Annotated in this window: 10 protein-coding genes; 8 read left to right on the top strand and 2 right to left on the bottom strand. The window is 68.5% G+C overall.

All coding sequences use genetic code 11. The features are described from left to right. The first annotated feature begins 171 nt into the window (after window positions 1-171). Together HNP48_RS14240 and HNP48_RS14235 are read left to right on the top strand one after the other, a co-directional pair. Window positions 172-1,005 (top strand): BPSS1780 family membrane protein, encoded by an 834-nt coding sequence (locus HNP48_RS14240; protein ID WP_184857964.1) that lies wholly within the window; start codon window positions 172-174, stop codon window positions 1,003-1,005. Then, the gene (locus HNP48_RS14235) at window positions 968-1,792 is read left to right on the top strand and encodes an iron dicitrate transport regulator FecR (protein ID WP_184857962.1); all 825 of its coding nucleotides are present in this window, start codon (window positions 968-970) and stop codon (window positions 1,790-1,792) included. Before HNP48_RS14240 ends, HNP48_RS14235 begins: the two co-directional genes overlap by 38 nt. Window positions 1,793-1,891: 99 nt before the next feature. Here the strand turns inward: HNP48_RS14235 and HNP48_RS14230 are convergent, their stop codons facing one another. Next, the gene (locus tag HNP48_RS14230; RefSeq protein WP_184857961.1) at window positions 1,892-3,922 is read right to left on the bottom strand and encodes a PhoX family phosphatase; all 2,031 of its coding nucleotides are present in this window, start codon (window positions 3,920-3,922) and stop codon (window positions 1,892-1,894) included. A 276-nt stretch (window positions 3,923-4,198) separates the two neighbouring features. On the opposite strand from HNP48_RS14230, the gene HNP48_RS14225 reads away from it, so the two are divergent. The 5 genes from HNP48_RS14225 to HNP48_RS14205 all read left to right on the top strand — a co-directional run bounded on the left by HNP48_RS14225 (window position 4,199) and on the right by HNP48_RS14205 (window position 11,387). Beyond that, a complete protein-coding gene (locus HNP48_RS14225) occupies window positions 4,199-6,145 on the top strand; it encodes a PhoX family phosphatase (RefSeq protein WP_184857959.1) in 1,947 nt (648 codons plus the stop codon). A 331-nt stretch (window positions 6,146-6,476) separates the two neighbouring features. Beyond that, complete coding sequence (locus tag HNP48_RS14220) at window positions 6,477-7,679, top strand: imelysin family protein (RefSeq protein WP_184857957.1); 1,203 nt, start codon at window positions 6,477-6,479, stop codon at window positions 7,677-7,679. 27 nt (window positions 7,680-7,706) lie between these two features. Beyond that, a complete protein-coding gene (locus tag HNP48_RS14215; protein ID WP_184857954.1) occupies window positions 7,707-9,173 on the top strand; it encodes a di-heme oxidoredictase family protein in 1,467 nt (488 codons plus the stop codon). Beyond that, window positions 9,170-10,267, top strand: coding sequence for an imelysin family protein (locus HNP48_RS14210; RefSeq protein ID WP_184857952.1), 1,098 nt, complete (start codon window positions 9,170-9,172; stop codon window positions 10,265-10,267). The genes HNP48_RS14215 and HNP48_RS14210 overlap by 4 nt, the downstream gene beginning before the upstream one ends. Further along, on the top strand, window positions 10,257-11,387 hold the full coding sequence (locus HNP48_RS14205) for a DUF1513 domain-containing protein (protein ID WP_184857950.1): 1,131 nt from the start codon (window positions 10,257-10,259) through the stop codon (window positions 11,385-11,387). The genes HNP48_RS14210 and HNP48_RS14205 overlap by 11 nt, the downstream gene beginning before the upstream one ends. Here HNP48_RS14205 and HNP48_RS14200 read toward each other — a convergent pair. Further along, window positions 11,366-12,295 carry a LysR substrate-binding domain-containing protein gene (locus tag HNP48_RS14200; protein WP_184857948.1) on the bottom strand — a complete coding sequence of 310 codons (930 nt, stop codon included), beginning with the start codon at window positions 12,293-12,295 and terminating at the stop codon, window positions 11,366-11,368. The genes HNP48_RS14205 and HNP48_RS14200 overlap by 22 nt on opposite strands. Before the next feature lie 134 nt (window positions 12,296-12,429). Between HNP48_RS14200 and HNP48_RS14195 the strand changes: the two genes are divergently transcribed. Further along, complete coding sequence (locus HNP48_RS14195) at window positions 12,430-13,581, top strand: CaiB/BaiF CoA-transferase family protein (RefSeq protein ID WP_184857946.1); 1,152 nt, start codon at window positions 12,430-12,432, stop codon at window positions 13,579-13,581. Window positions 13,582-13,616 lie beyond the last annotated feature (35 nt).

Genomic DNA, 13,616 nt, shown 5'->3' with positions numbered 1-13,616 from the left:
AACCGCCCCGGAACCGGCATTCCGCGAGGAATGTCACGCCCCGGGGGACTTTCGCAAGCCCCCATGCGGCCCCGGCCATGGTGGGCTGGGGTAAATTCGGCACTGTCTCGCCATCCATCCGCCAGGCCCGGGCACACGGGCCGTTGTCCAGAGCCGCCCTTCTCCGTCCCCATGAAACTCAACATCGTCCCCGCACGCACCGGCATGACCTGGGTACAGCTCGGCATCCGGTCGTTCTGGCGCCAACCCATGGCGCTGGCGGCGTTGTTCTTCATGACCATGGCCGCCATGTCGCTGGCCAGCCTGGTGCCCCTGGTGGGCCCGGCCATCGCGCTGGCCCTGCTGCCCTCGGCCACGCTGGCGATGATGGTGGCGGCGGCAGAAACCACCATGGGCCGCTTTCCCACGCCCGCCGTGCTGCTGGTGGCGTTTCGCACCGGCCAGCAGCGCCTGCGCGACATGCTCACGCTGGGCGCCCTGTATGCCGTGGGCTTTCTCTCCATCATGGGGCTGTCGGCGCTGATCGACGGTGGCCTGTTCGCCAGCGTCTACCTGGGCGGTACGCCGCTCAAGCGCGAGGTGGCCGAAAACGGTGCCTTCCAGGCCGCGATGTGGCTGTCCATGCTGCTCTACCTGCCGCTGTCGCTGACCTTCTGGCACGCGCCAGGCCTGGTGCACTGGCATGGCATCCCCCCGGTGAAGGCCCTGTTCTTCAGCCTGGTGGCCTGCGTGCGCAATTTCGGCGCCTTCCTCGTCTTCGGCCTGGGCTGGATGGGCGTGTTCCTGATGGCCGGCGTGGCCGTGGCCCTGGCCTCGGGCCTCATGCTCGCGCTCGGACTGGGGTCCGCAGCCAGCGGCATCATGGTCGGCACGGCCATGGTGCTGGCGGCGATGTTCTTCACCTCCATCGTCTTCACCTTCCGCGATTGCTTCCAACCGCCTGCCAAACCCTCATCGGAGGAATCCCATGACGAACAGCCAGCACCAGCTCCAGGGCCGCACTGAGGACGAAGTCACCTGGTACCAGCGGCGCAGCCTGCTGCAGGCGGCTGCAGCCTGGGCCGCCGCTGGCGGGTTCACCGCAGCGCACGCGCAGCAGGGCCGCAACGTGGTGGAGATGCGCGGCGACGTGCTGCGCAATGGCCAGGCCCTGGCCGCGGGCGAGGCCATTGCGCCCGGCGACCGGGTCGAGACCGGGCCGGGCTCCAGTGTGGTCTTCACCGTGGGCAAGGACGCCTTCATGGTGCGCCAGAACACCCGCATCGCCCTCGAAGGCGAGACCCCGGCGGCAGTGAAGGTGCTGCGCGTGCTCTCCGGCGCGGTGGCCAGCGTCTGGGGGCGTGGCAGCGAGCGCCAGGTGGTCATGCCCACGGCCACGGCCGGCATCCGCGGCACGGGAGTGTATGCCGAGGTGTTCCCCGAGCAGGATTTCCGCAGCTACTTCTGCAACTGCTACGGCACGGTGGACATTGCGGCCGGCGGCGAATCCGTCGTCAGCCAGGCCTCCTACCACCAGGCCTTCTGGGCCGAGGTGGCGCCGCGCAATGGCCGCATGCTGACGCCGGCCGGCGCCATCAACCACACGGACGAGGAGCTCGAATTCCTGGCCCGGCTGGTGGACCAGCGCACGGCCTGGCAGATCGCCGGGCGCAAGGGCAGCAAGGACGGCAGCGGGCAGATCGGCTACCCCGCAGCGCCTGGCGGCAGCGGTGGCAGCAGCACGCCAGCCGCACCGGCCCCGGGCCCCACCTCGCGCGCACGGCCCCCGTCGCCCTATGGCTCCGACTACTGAGTCTCACAGCCAGCTCTGCCGGGCAGCGCCCATGAAAAAAGGCTGCCACGCCTGCGCGTGACAGCCTGCAAAGAGGCAACAGACTGCCCAGCAAAAACCTCACACCCCGATAGGGCCGCCGTCCGCCTTCTGGATGACCACGGTGGACGAGCGGGGGCGCACGGTGCCCGTCGGGGCGGTCGTGGCGTCGTTCGTACCGTAAGCCGGCCAGTTCACCGGGTGCTGGATGTTCAGGAAGATGGTCTTGTAGTCCGGCGTGTAGGCAAAGCCGGTGATCTCGGCCTCGTTGGGGCCCACGAAGAAGCGGCGCAGATCGCCCTGGTTCTGGGCGTTGATGACCGGGCCCGTGCCCTTGCTGTCGGTGGTCATGGCGCCGGGGATCACGGCCAGCATCTGGTCGTTGGTGGCACGGGCCACGGCGTTGTTGCGGCCGCCATCGATGCCGTTGTCGGTCTGGATCCACATGATGCCGCGGTCGTCGAAGGCCAGGCCATCGGGGCTGGCCAACTGGTTCAGCGTGGTCAGGCCCGAGCGGTTGGTGTCGGCAGCCGCACCGGCGTCGGAGCCGAACACGAAGATCTCCCACTTGAAGGTGTTCGCATTGGGCGTGTCGTGCCAGCGCACGATGTGGCCGTTGGCGTTGTTCAGGCGCGGGTTGGCGGCGTTGGTGCCGGTGGTGGCGTTGCGGCTGGTGTTGTTGGTCAGCGTCACGTACACGTCGCCATTGGAGGGGTGCACGGCCGTCCACTCGGGGCGGTCCATCGGGGTCGCGCCCACGAAGTCGGCGGCGGCGCGCGTGTTGATCAGGATCTCGTCGATGGTCTTGTACTTGTCGCCGAGCTTGGTTCCGTCCTTGCCCACGGCGGCCAGCGTCAGCGGCAGCCAGGTGCCCGAGCCGTCTTCGTTGAAGCGCGCAACGTACAGCGTGCCCTTGTCCAGGTACTTGGTGCCCACGGCCAGGCGGTCGCTGCGGCGGGCATCGGCCGGATCCCAGTTGGCATCGGACACGAAGCGGTAGATGTACTCGAAGCGCGAATCGTCGCCGCTGTAGAAAGCCAGGGGCTTGCCGGCTTCGGGCTTGCCATAGGCCGCGCCTTCGTGGGCGAAGCGGCCCATGGCCGTGCGCTTGGTGGCCACGCTGTCGGGGTTGTAGGGGTCGATCTCGACCAGATAACCAAAGCCATTGACTTCGTTGCGCCAGTCGTTGAGGGCGCTGGTGCCGCTCGGGGTCACGTTGAAGCGCGCGAACTCGCCTTGCACTTCGGTGGCATCGCCGGCAGCGGTTTCCCACTTGTAGCGGCCGGCGGACGTGGGCACGCCCACGCGCACCTGGTGCGCAGGCTGGCCCGATGCCTGGGTGTTGACGAAGCAGGCCGCCCAGTTCTCCTCGGCGGTGATGTAGGTGCCCCAGGGCGTGGTGCCGTTGCCGCAGTTGTTGTTGGTGCCGCGCACCGTGGTGCCCGTGGGCGAGTACGGGGTCTTGACCCAGTCGGTGCCGCCGACCGGGCCATTGAGGGCCATGGGCGTGGCCGAGGTGAAGCGGCGGTTGTAGCGCGAGTTCTTGACGATGGCCCAGGCATTGCCCGTCTTGCGGATGTGCATCACGGCCACGCCATGGGCGTTGACTTCCTTGCGCACTTCTTCCGCGGGGCGCTTGTTGTTCACCGTGGTCGGGCCGGCGGGGTGCAGGGCCTTCTCGTCGATGTACTCGTGGTTGACCACCAGCAGGCCTTCGCTGGAGCTGCCGTCGAGCGGGAAGTAGTGCATGCCGTCGTGGTGCATGCCGGTGGAGTTGAGCAGGTCCTTGGAGGTGTTCTTGCCGTCGCGGTCCCATTCGGCGGCGCTGTCGTTGAGCGGCGTGCCCCAGGCACCCAGCACCTGGGCCACATAGCCCGGTGGCACCACGCAGGCGTCGGTCATGGAGTTGGCCAGCGAGGTGAAGCCCAGCTTGAGCGGCTCGTCGTCGCTGCCGCCGCAGGCGGACAGGCTGGTGCCGGTCAACAGGGCCAGCGCCGCACTCAGGCCACCGCGCGTGACAGTGCGGCGTGACAGCTGAACCTCCAGGATGGCACTGAAGGGGGTGTTGCCCGCGTCGTTGCGAACGACCTTGTCAGAAATAGTTTTGCTCATGAGAGCCGCACTCCTCGTGGTATTGGTTGGTCATGGGAGAGCGCAGTCTAGGAAGCGGATATGACTGATCCGTGACGCAAGAGCATTCGGCACGCAGGGCGATTCGGGGGCTGTGGAGCAGCCGCCACAGCACCGTCAAATGCTTGTCACACAGTGTTCTTAGCATCCGCCACCAAGAGAGCAGCCCGGCTGCCTGGCCCTGCCCGCAGGGCACAAGGGCACCGGAGCGCTCTCTATAAAAACCCATATAACAAACCACGGAAGCTGCACTCCACCATGACCTCTGCGTCCACCCCTTCGCGCCGCCAGGCCCTCCAATTCCTGGCCGGCATTCCCCTGCTTCCCCTGACCACGGGCGGCGCTGCCGCCGCGCTGCTGACCGCCTGCGGCGGCGGCGACGATGGCGCCAGCTATGTGTCCACGGCCTTCACCTCGATGGCCGCGCCCTCGCTGGCCAACCCGGCGGCCATGGCCACCAACACCGTGGGCTCGACCATGCAGGTCACGCTGAGCGACAACTCGGTGCAAAGCTACGCGCTGGCCTACCAGCCCTTCTTCATCACCGGCGACACGGTGGCCAACGTCAAGGGTGGCACCATCGTCGCCGGCAGCTACTACGACATCAACAACCAGCCCATCATCGACACCACGGTGGCCGGCAAGGAGCGCCAGTTCTTCTCGGACGCACCCGATGGCACTTCGCTGCTGACGGTGCCCAACGCCAAGGTCGACGGCGTCAAGGGCAACCACGTGTTCGCCGTGGTGCAGTTCGAATACACCACCTGGGCCCAGGACGGCAAGACCGACATGTACGGCAAGCTGCCCTCGCCCATCGCCGTGCTCACGCTGGACCAGGACCCCAACACCGGCAAACTGAGCCTGGTGAAGTACCACAACGTGGACACCTCCAAGGTGCACGGCCTGTGGATCACCTGCGGCGCCAGCCTCTCGCCCTGGGGCACGCACCTGTCGAGCGAAGAGTACGAGCCCGACGCGTTCACGGCGTCCACCAACGCCCAGTTCCAGGCCTATGCCAAGAACCTGTACGGCGACGCGAGCCGCGCCAACCCCTACCACTACGGCCACATGCCCGAAGTGACGGTGAACGCCGACGGCACCGCCAGCATCAAGAAGCATTTCTGCATGGGCCGCATCTCGCACGAGCTGGTGCAGGTCATGCCCGACCAGCGCACCGCCCTGATGGGTGACGACGCCACCAACAGCGCCTACTTCGTGTTCGTGGCCGACCGCGAGAAGGACCTGTCCTCCGGCACGCTGTACGCCGCCAAGGTGGGCGCCGGCTTCACCGTCGATGCCAAGGCCACCGCCGGCGCGCCGCTGACCTGGATCAAGCTCGGCTCTGCCAACAGCGCCGAGATCGAAGCCCTGGCCAACACGCTCAAGCCCACGGACATCATGGCCGTGGCCACGGCCAACCCGAACGATGCCAGCTACACCCGCATCGTCGCCAATGGCAAGGAAGAGTGGATCAAGATCAAGCCCGGCATGGAGAAGGCCGCAGCCTTCCTCGAAACCCACCGCTACGCCGCCTTCGTGGGCGCCAGCATGGGCTTCACCAAGATGGAAGGCACGACCGTCAACGCCAAGGACAAGATCGCCTACTCGGCGCTGCAGAACGTGCAGACTTCGATGGTGGCCGGCAACGCACTGAACGTGGCGGGCAACGGCGTCTCGGTGCCCAAGGCCATCAACGCCGGTGCCGTGATGGCGCTGAACCTGCGCGGCGGCCAGAAGGACACGGCCGGCGCCGCCATCAACAGCGACTGGATGCCCGTGGACACCAAGGCCCTGCTGGTGGGCGAGGACATCACGGCCGACGCCCTGGGCAACACGGCCAACCCCGACACCATCGGCAACCCCGACAACCTCAAGTTCTCGGAAAAGATGCGCACCCTGTTCATCGGCGAGGACAGCGGCCAGCACGTGAACAACTTCCTGTGGGCCTACAACGTGGACACCAAGAAGCTGTCGCGCCTGATGTCCATCCCCGCGGGCGGCGAATCCACCGGCCTGCATGCGGTGGACGAGATCAATGGCTGGACCTACATCATGAGCAACTTCCAGCATGCCGGTGACTGGGGCAGCATCCACAACGTGGTCAAGCCCACGCTGGATCCGCTGATCATCGCCAACTACAAGAACAAGGCCGGCGCAGCGGTCGGCTACCTCACGGCCACGCCCAAGCAGCCACGCCTGGGCTGATCGGCAACGCCGCGCGACAGGCAGTCATGGGATGCCGCGCCTGGCGCGGCTGGGCGGGGCCCTGCAGCGATGCAGGGCCCCGCCCTTTTTCGTGGGTCGCAGGCCGCTGCGCCCTGGATGCCGGAAAATTCCCTTCCCGCACCAATGCAAATAAAACCCATTCTTATAATCACTGCGATCAAAGGCGGGCTGCACCGTGGCGCCGCCTTCCCCAGCGGGCTTGCGCCCCACCCCTGTCCACTGGACTTCCCACGGCCTGGCGCCTTGCCGGACCAGACCGTTCCCGGCAGGTCTGCCTTGTCACCCGTCTTCGTTGTTTGAGGAGAAACGCATGAAAACCAAGCTGTTGCACACCACCACCCTGGCCGCGGCCCTGATTGCTGCGAGCCCCCTGGGCCTGGTGGGTGTGGCGCAGGCGCAGGGCACGACCGCCCAGGCCCAGCAGGCCGTGACGGCAGCGGCGGTGGCTGCGCAGTACGCCACGCTGGTGCATGCCAACTACGAAGACACGCTCACCAGCGCCAAGGCCATGCAGGCGGCCATCAAGGCCTTCACGGCCCAGCCATCGGCCGAGGCCCTGGCCGAGGCACGCAAGACCTGGCTCGCAGCGCGCGAGTTCTATGGCCAGACCGAGGCCTTTCGCTTCTATGGCGGCCCCATCGACGACGACAAGGGCCCCGAGGGCCAGATCAACGCCTGGCCCATGGACGAGTCCTACGTGGACAGCGTGGAAGGCAAGCCCAAGGCCGGCCTGATCAACAACCGCAAGATCGCCATCACCAAGAAGGCGCTGGCGGCGCAGAACGAGCGCGGCGGCGAGGAGAACATCGCCACCGGCTGGCATGCCATCGAGTTCCTGCTGTGGGGCCAGGACCTGTCGGAAACCGGCCCGGGCAATCGCAGCTTCGAAGACTTCGTGGACGGCAAGAAACCCAACGCCGATCGCCGCCGCCAGTACCTGAACGTGGTGACCGAGCTGCTGATCGACGATTTGTCCTTCCTCGTGAAGTCCTGGGCGCCCGAGGGCAAGTCCAACTACCGCGCCAAATTCGCCCGGGGCAACATGGAGTCTGTGCGCAAGATGCTCGTGGGCCTGGGCTCGCTCTCGCGCGGCGAGCTGGCGGGCGAGCGCCTGGAGGTGGCGCTCAACAGCCAGGACCAGGAAGACGAGCACTCGTGCTTCTCGGACAACACGCACCGCGACGCCGTGACCAATGCCCGGGGCATCCAGAACGTCTGGCTGGGCGAATACAAGCGCGCCGACGGCAGCCTGGTCAAGGGCGCTTCGCTGCGCGACCTGGTGGCCGCCAAGAACCCGGCCCTGGCCGACAAGACCAGCCAGCAGATCGCCGCCTCGGTGGCCGCGGCCGAAGGCATCCAGGCGCCGTTCGACCGTGAGATCATTGGCGGCAAGGACGCGCCGGGCCGCCAGCGCATCCAGAAGACCATCGACAGCCTGACCCAGCAATCCAAGGACCTCGTGGAAGCCGCCAACGCCATCGGCATCACCAAGCTCACGCTGGTCCAACCCTGAGGCGTTCTGCGCCTTCCTTTCGCTCCCATGCCCCTTTTGCAAGCCCCTTACCGCCAGCGCGCCCTGCGCCTGGCGGTTGCCAGCATCGGCCTCGCGGCCCTGGGCGGCCTCATGGCCGACACCCCCGCCGACCCGCTCGGCGAGAAGGTCGGTGGCAACACCACGGTGTTCGCCACGGGCCGCAATGCCTTCTCCTTCCCCGCCGCCAACCTGGACGATGCCGAGCGCACGCGTTTCGTGATCGGCAATTCGTTCTTCCGCCGCAACTGGGTGGAGGCACCGGCCTCGACCAAGGCGCGCGACGGCCTGGGCCCGCACTTCATCGCGCGCTCGTGCGGCGGCTGCCACGTGCAGGACGGCCGGGGCGAGCCGCCGGCCATCTTCAACCGCCTGGGTGAGACCAAGGACCCGACGGTGGCCCTGCTGATCCGCCTGTCCATTCCGGGCGCGGATGCGCATGGCGGCCCCAGGCACGACCCGGTCTATGGTGACCAATTCAACAACGCGGGCGTGCAGGGCGTCAAGCCCGAGGGCCGCGTGACCCTGCGCTACAAGACCATCAAGGGCAAGTTTGCCGACGGCACGCCCTACGAGCTGCTCGACCCGAGCTACGGCTTTGCCGACCTAGGCTACGGCCCCATGCACCCCGAGATCATGGCGAGCCCGCGCATCGCGCCGCAGATCATCGGCGTGGGCCTGCTCGAAGCCATCGCCGAGGCCGACATCCTGGCCAATGCGGCCGACCAGGCCGCCGCGGGCGGCCCGATCAAGGGCATGCCCAACCGCGTGTGGGACGCGCCCTCGGGCCAGATGAAGCTGGGCCGCTTCGGCTGGAAGGCCAATGTCGCGACCATCGCGCACCAGACCGGCGGCGCCTTCCAGGGCGACATGGGCATCACCTCGAAGCACTTCGCCAACGAGACCTGCACCCCCACCCAGAAGGACTGCCTGGCCGCACCGAGCGGCAAGAGCGCCGCCGCGCAGGGCCAGCCCGGCGTGGAGATCGATGACAAGACCTTCGACGACGTGGTCTTCTACCAGGCCACGCTGGCGCCGCCCGCGCGGCGCAACCCCAAGGATGCCCAGGTCGTGCGCGGCCAGGCGCTGTTTGCCGCCGCTCAGTGCGCCACCTGCCACCGGCCGAGCTATGTCACCCAGGAAGGCCCGTTCCCGCACCTGACGAGCAAGGCCCTGTCGGGCCAGCGCATCTGGCCCTACACCGACATGCTGCTGCACGACATGGGCGAGCGCCTGGCCGACAACCGGCCCGACTTCGCCGCCAATGGCCGGCAGTGGAAGACCCCGCCTCTGTGGGGTACGGGCCTGATCAAGGACGTGAACGGCCACACCCGGCTGCTGCACGACGGCCGCGCGCGCGGCGTGCTCGAAGCCGTTCTGTGGCATGGCGGCGAGGCCGAAGCGGCCAAGAACCAGGTCCTGAAGATGAACAAGGCCGAGCGCGATGCGCTGGTCAAGTTCGTGGAGTCGCTATGAAACACCCATCCCTTCGTGCAACAGCCGCCGCACTGGCTTTGAGCGCCCTGCTGCTGCCCGCCCAGGCCCAGACCGGCTGGAAGCGCAACGCCGTGCCCTTCTACGACACCACGCATGCGCTGCAGAGCCTGTATGGCCACTGGGGCAAGCCGCGTGCGCAGGAGCTGGCCACGGCCGCACAGGCCCTGGCACCGGCCGTGCGCGCGCTGTGCGAGGCCCCTGCGGGCCAGTCGCAGGCCGCCCTGGCCAACGCCCGCGGCGCCTGGCAACGCAGCATGATGGCCTGGGAGACCCTGGGCGCCGTGGCCGTGGGCCCCGTGATCGCGCGCCGCACGCAGCGCCAGATGGACTTTGCACCCACGCGCCCGGCGCTGATCGAGCGCGCCATCAAGACCCAGCCGCAGGGCGCCAAGGCCTTCGAGCGCGTGGGCACGCCCGCCAAGGGCCTGCCAGCGCTGGAATGGCTGCTGTGGACGCAACCCGTGGCACCGGCATCGCCCGCCTGCAGCTATGCGGTGGAGGTGGCGCTGGACATCGAGCGCGAGGCCGTGGCCGTGGCCGGCGCCTTCGACACCGCGGCCGGCACCGACTGGGCGGCCGAGGACGAGCAGGAGCGCTCCACCGCCGCCATGGGCGAGTTCATCAACCAGTGGGTGGGCGGCATCGAGCGCCTGCGCTGGGCCCACATGGAAAAGCCGCTGCGCGCCGCGCAGGGCACGCGCACGCCCGAATACCCGCGTGCCGCCAGCAACCAGGCATCTGCCGCCTGGAAGGCCGAGTGGAGCGCCCTGCGCACCCTGGCCGTGCTGCCCGAAAGCGCCGCCACGCCCACGCCCGGCGAGGCCCTGGTGCCGCTGGAAACCTACCTGCGTGGCCGCGGCCTGAACCCGCTGGCCGACCAGCTGCTGGCCACCACGCAGCGTGTGGACAAGGCCCTGCAGGCCATCGACCAGTCGGGTGCCACAGGCAAGGCCGGTGGCGAACGGGTGCTGCAGGCCTCCAAGGAGCTGGCCGCGCTCAAGCGCCTGGCCGAGGCCGAGATCGCCCCGGCACTGCAGGTGAGCATCGGTTTTTCGGATGCGGATGGAGACTGAAGTGCGCGCAGCGCTGAGCCGCCGCCAGGCCCTGGTGTTCATGGGCAGCCTGGCCGCCGTGCCCTTGGCCGCGCAGGCCGCACCCCAGGGCACAGAAATGCAGCTGCTGGGCGCCTGGCAGCAGGCCGATGGCAGCTACCGCGTCGGCGTGCTCGCAGCCCAGGCCGGCGGCCCCTCGCCCCTGCGCGCGCGCCATGTGCTGGAAGTGCCCACGCGCGCCCACGGCTTGGCCCAATTGCCCGATGGCAGCATGCTCGCCACCGCACGCCGCCCCGGCGACTGGCTGGTGCGCTGGCACCCGGGCCAGCCGGCCGCCAAGGCCCAATGGCACTGGGTGGATGCCACGCGCTCCTTCAACGGCCATGTGCTCGCCAGCGCCGATGGCCGCCACCTCTACACCACCGAGACGGATGCGGACACCGGCGCCAGCCTGGTGGCCAAGCGCGACGCGCGCAGCCTGGAGACCGAGGACGAGTGGGCCACGCACGGCATCGATGCGCACGAGCTGATCTGGGCACCCGCGGCCCGCGGAGAAAAGCCCACTCTGATCGTGGCCAACGGCGGCGTGCCCACGGCGCCCGAGACGGGCCGCGTCAAGCGCAACCTGCACACCATGGATTCGAGCCTCGTGCGCCTCAACGGCGAGAGCGGCGAGCTGCAGGGCCAGTGGCACTTGCCCGACCCACGGCTGAGCCTGCGCCACCTGGCCTGGAATGCCGAGCGCACGGTGCTGGGCATCGCCCTGCAGGCCGAGCACGATGAGGCGGCGGACAAGGCGGCCGCGCCCATCCTCGCGCTGTTCGATGGCCAGGCACTGCGCCTGTGCCCGGCCGGCCAGTCCATGGCCGGCTACGGGGGCAGCATTGCCAGCACCGCCGAGGGCTGGGCCGTGAGCTGCCCGCGCAGCCAGGGCGTGGCCACCTTCACGCCCGAGGGCCAGTGGCGCGGACTGGTGGGGCTGGAAGAAGTGTGTGCGCTGGCCGTGGGCAGCGGCCGGCTGTGGGCGGCCGGGGTTTCGCACTCACTCGAAAACGCGCGCTCACCCACACCCCTTGCCCATGCACACGCCAAGGAACTGGCTGGCGCACGCATGGACAATCACTGGATCAAATTCGGCTGACCCCGGCCCAGCGCCACATCCCGCAGGCTGCCATGCAGCGCCAGCTTGCGCACGATGGTGGAAAAGGCGCGCGTGGGCACCGATTCGCGTGCCACGGGTGACCACAGCATGCCCGGCGTGCGCACGGGCGTGGGGCTTTCGAGCCGCACCACCACCAGACCGGAGCCCGGCGCCACCACATTGGCCGCGACGATGGAGGCCAGCTGTGTCTTGCCCACCAGCTCCATCATGGGCGCCAGGGTGTTGATCTCGGCCACCACCTGCGGCTCGGCGCCGCAGGAGCGAAAGCATTCGTCCAGCATCTGGCGCGTGGCAAAGCTGGCGGGCAAGAGCGCCATGGGCATGCGGTGCAGTTCCACCATGCGCACGCGCTTGCGCCGCGCCAGCGGGTGGCCACGCGCCACCACCAGCACCATCTCCTCGTTGTACAGCGGCTCAAACTGCAGCGGCCCGGGCGAGGCGGGCCGGTAAGCAATGCCCAGGTCCAGCGTGCCCTGCTGCAGGCGCGCGGCGATCTGGTCGGCGGGCAGTTCCTCCACCACCACCTTCACGCGCGGGTGGCGCTCGTGGAAGGCCGCGATGCAGCCCGGGATGAAGCCCAGGTTGAAGGTGTGGGTGGAGCCGATGTGCAGCTCGCCCGCGGCCTCGGAGCTGTTCTGGCGCAGCGCCCCCAGGCCCAGGTCGATCTCGCGCAGCGCCTTGGTGCAGTGGTGCAGGAATTCGTCGCCCGCCTCGGTCAGTGCCACGCGCTTGCCCGCACGGTCGAACAGCGTGGCGCCGATCTCCTCTTCCAGTTGCTTGATCTGGTGCGACAGCGTGGACTGGGTCACGTGCAGCCGCTCAGCGGCGCGCGTGAAGTTGAGCGAACCGGCCAGGGCGATGAAATAGCGCAGGTGCCTCAGTTCCATGGCAGTGCCACCGGTGGTTGATCGATGCCATCGATGGTAACCATGAAAAACAATCATTTCCAGGAATCCTGCGCGCACCCTACATTCGCTGACAGCCCCCTGCGGGGCCCCATACAACGACAGGAGACAACGAGGTGCACAAAGTCCTCAGTGGCATCAAGGTGCTGGAACAAGGCACGTTCATCACGGGCCCGGCGGCAGGCATGTTCCTGGCCGACCTGGGCGCCGAGGTCATCAAGATCGAGCAACCCGGCGCGGGCGACCCGTTCCGCGCCTTCCGCGGCGGGCTCTATAGCCCGCACTTCCAGACCTACAACCGCAACAAGCGCAGCATCACGCTCAACCCCAAGCTGCCCGAAGACGCGGCCGTGTTCGACGAGCTGGTGAAGGATGCCGACGTCTACATCCAGAACTTTCGCCCCGGCGCGGCCGAGCGGCTGGGCGCGGGCGAGGCCCGGTTGCGCGGCCTGAACCCGCGCCTGGTGTACTGCGCCATCAGCGGTTTCGGCCAGACCGGCCCGGCCGCGGGGCGCCCTGCCTACGACACCGTGGCCCAGGCCGCGAGCGCCTTCCTCAAGCTGCTGGTGAACCCCGCCAACCCGCGCGTGGTGGGCCCGGCGCTGGCCGATGCGATGACCGGCTTCTACGCCGCCTACGGCGTGCTGGGCGCCATCGTGGAGCGCGGGCGCACGGGCCTGGGCCGCAAGGTCGAGGTGTCCATGCTCGAAGCCATGTGCCACTTCAACCTCGATGCGTTCACGCACTACTTTTCGGAGGACGAGGTCATGGGCCCCTACAGCCGGCCCAGCGTCTCACAGTCTTACGTGCTCGAATGCGCCGATGGGTTGTGGATCGCGCTGCACATGTCCTCGCCCGAGAAGTTCTGGCAGGGCCTGGCCAACGCCATCGAGCGCCCGCGCCTGTTCGACGACCCGCGCTTTGCCACGCGCGAGGCGCGCATCGTGCACCAGGAGGATCTGATCGACCTGCTCGGCGGCCTGTTCCGCACCCAGCCGCGCGCCACCTGGTGCGAGCGCCTCGAAGCCGAGGACGTGCCCCACGCCCCCATGTACGACACCCGCGAGGCCATGCAGGACCCGCAGGCCCGCCACCTGCAGCTGGAGGTGAGCACCACCCACCCCGAGGGCGGCACCTGGCGCACCATCCGCTCGCCCGTGAGCTATGACGGCGAACGCGCGCTCGAGGTCACGGCGCCGCCCACGCTGGGGGCGGACAACGCGGCCATCCTCGGGCCGATACGCCAGCGGCTCGGGCAGCCCACCTGAGCAGCACATCAAAGAGAAAGCCATCCGGAGACAAG

Origin of the sequence: Acidovorax soli, assembly GCF_014207955.1 — a bacterium.
Lineage (GTDB): Bacteria > Pseudomonadota > Gammaproteobacteria > Burkholderiales > Burkholderiaceae_C > Acidovorax > Acidovorax soli_A.
The sequence above is the reverse complement of the archived record's forward strand: the minus strand, read 5'-3'. Positions and strand labels throughout refer to the sequence as shown.

What these genes read in the sequence shown, in the direction of transcription:
- HNP48_RS14230 (WP_184857961.1), bottom strand. Translation starts at nt 3,922, where the DNA reads ATGAGCAAAACTATTTCTGACAAGGTCGTTCGCAACGACGCGGGCAAC.
- HNP48_RS14215 (WP_184857954.1), top strand. Translation starts at nt 7,707, where the DNA reads ATGCCCCTTTTGCAAGCCCCTTACCGCCAGCGCGCCCTGCGCCTGGCG.
- HNP48_RS14220 (WP_184857957.1), top strand. Translation starts at nt 6,477, where the DNA reads ATGAAAACCAAGCTGTTGCACACCACCACCCTGGCCGCGGCCCTGATT.
- HNP48_RS14225 (WP_184857959.1), top strand. Translation starts at nt 4,199, where the DNA reads ATGACCTCTGCGTCCACCCCTTCGCGCCGCCAGGCCCTCCAATTCCTG.
- HNP48_RS14240 (WP_184857964.1), top strand. Translation starts at nt 172, where the DNA reads ATGAAACTCAACATCGTCCCCGCACGCACCGGCATGACCTGGGTACAG.
- HNP48_RS14210 (WP_184857952.1), top strand. Translation starts at nt 9,170, where the DNA reads ATGAAACACCCATCCCTTCGTGCAACAGCCGCCGCACTGGCTTTGAGC.
- HNP48_RS14200 (WP_184857948.1), bottom strand. Translation starts at nt 12,295, where the DNA reads ATGGAACTGAGGCACCTGCGCTATTTCATCGCCCTGGCCGGTTCGCTC.
- HNP48_RS14235 (WP_184857962.1), top strand. Translation starts at nt 968, where the DNA reads ATGACGAACAGCCAGCACCAGCTCCAGGGCCGCACTGAGGACGAAGTC.
- HNP48_RS14205 (WP_184857950.1), top strand. Translation starts at nt 10,257, where the DNA reads ATGGAGACTGAAGTGCGCGCAGCGCTGAGCCGCCGCCAGGCCCTGGTG.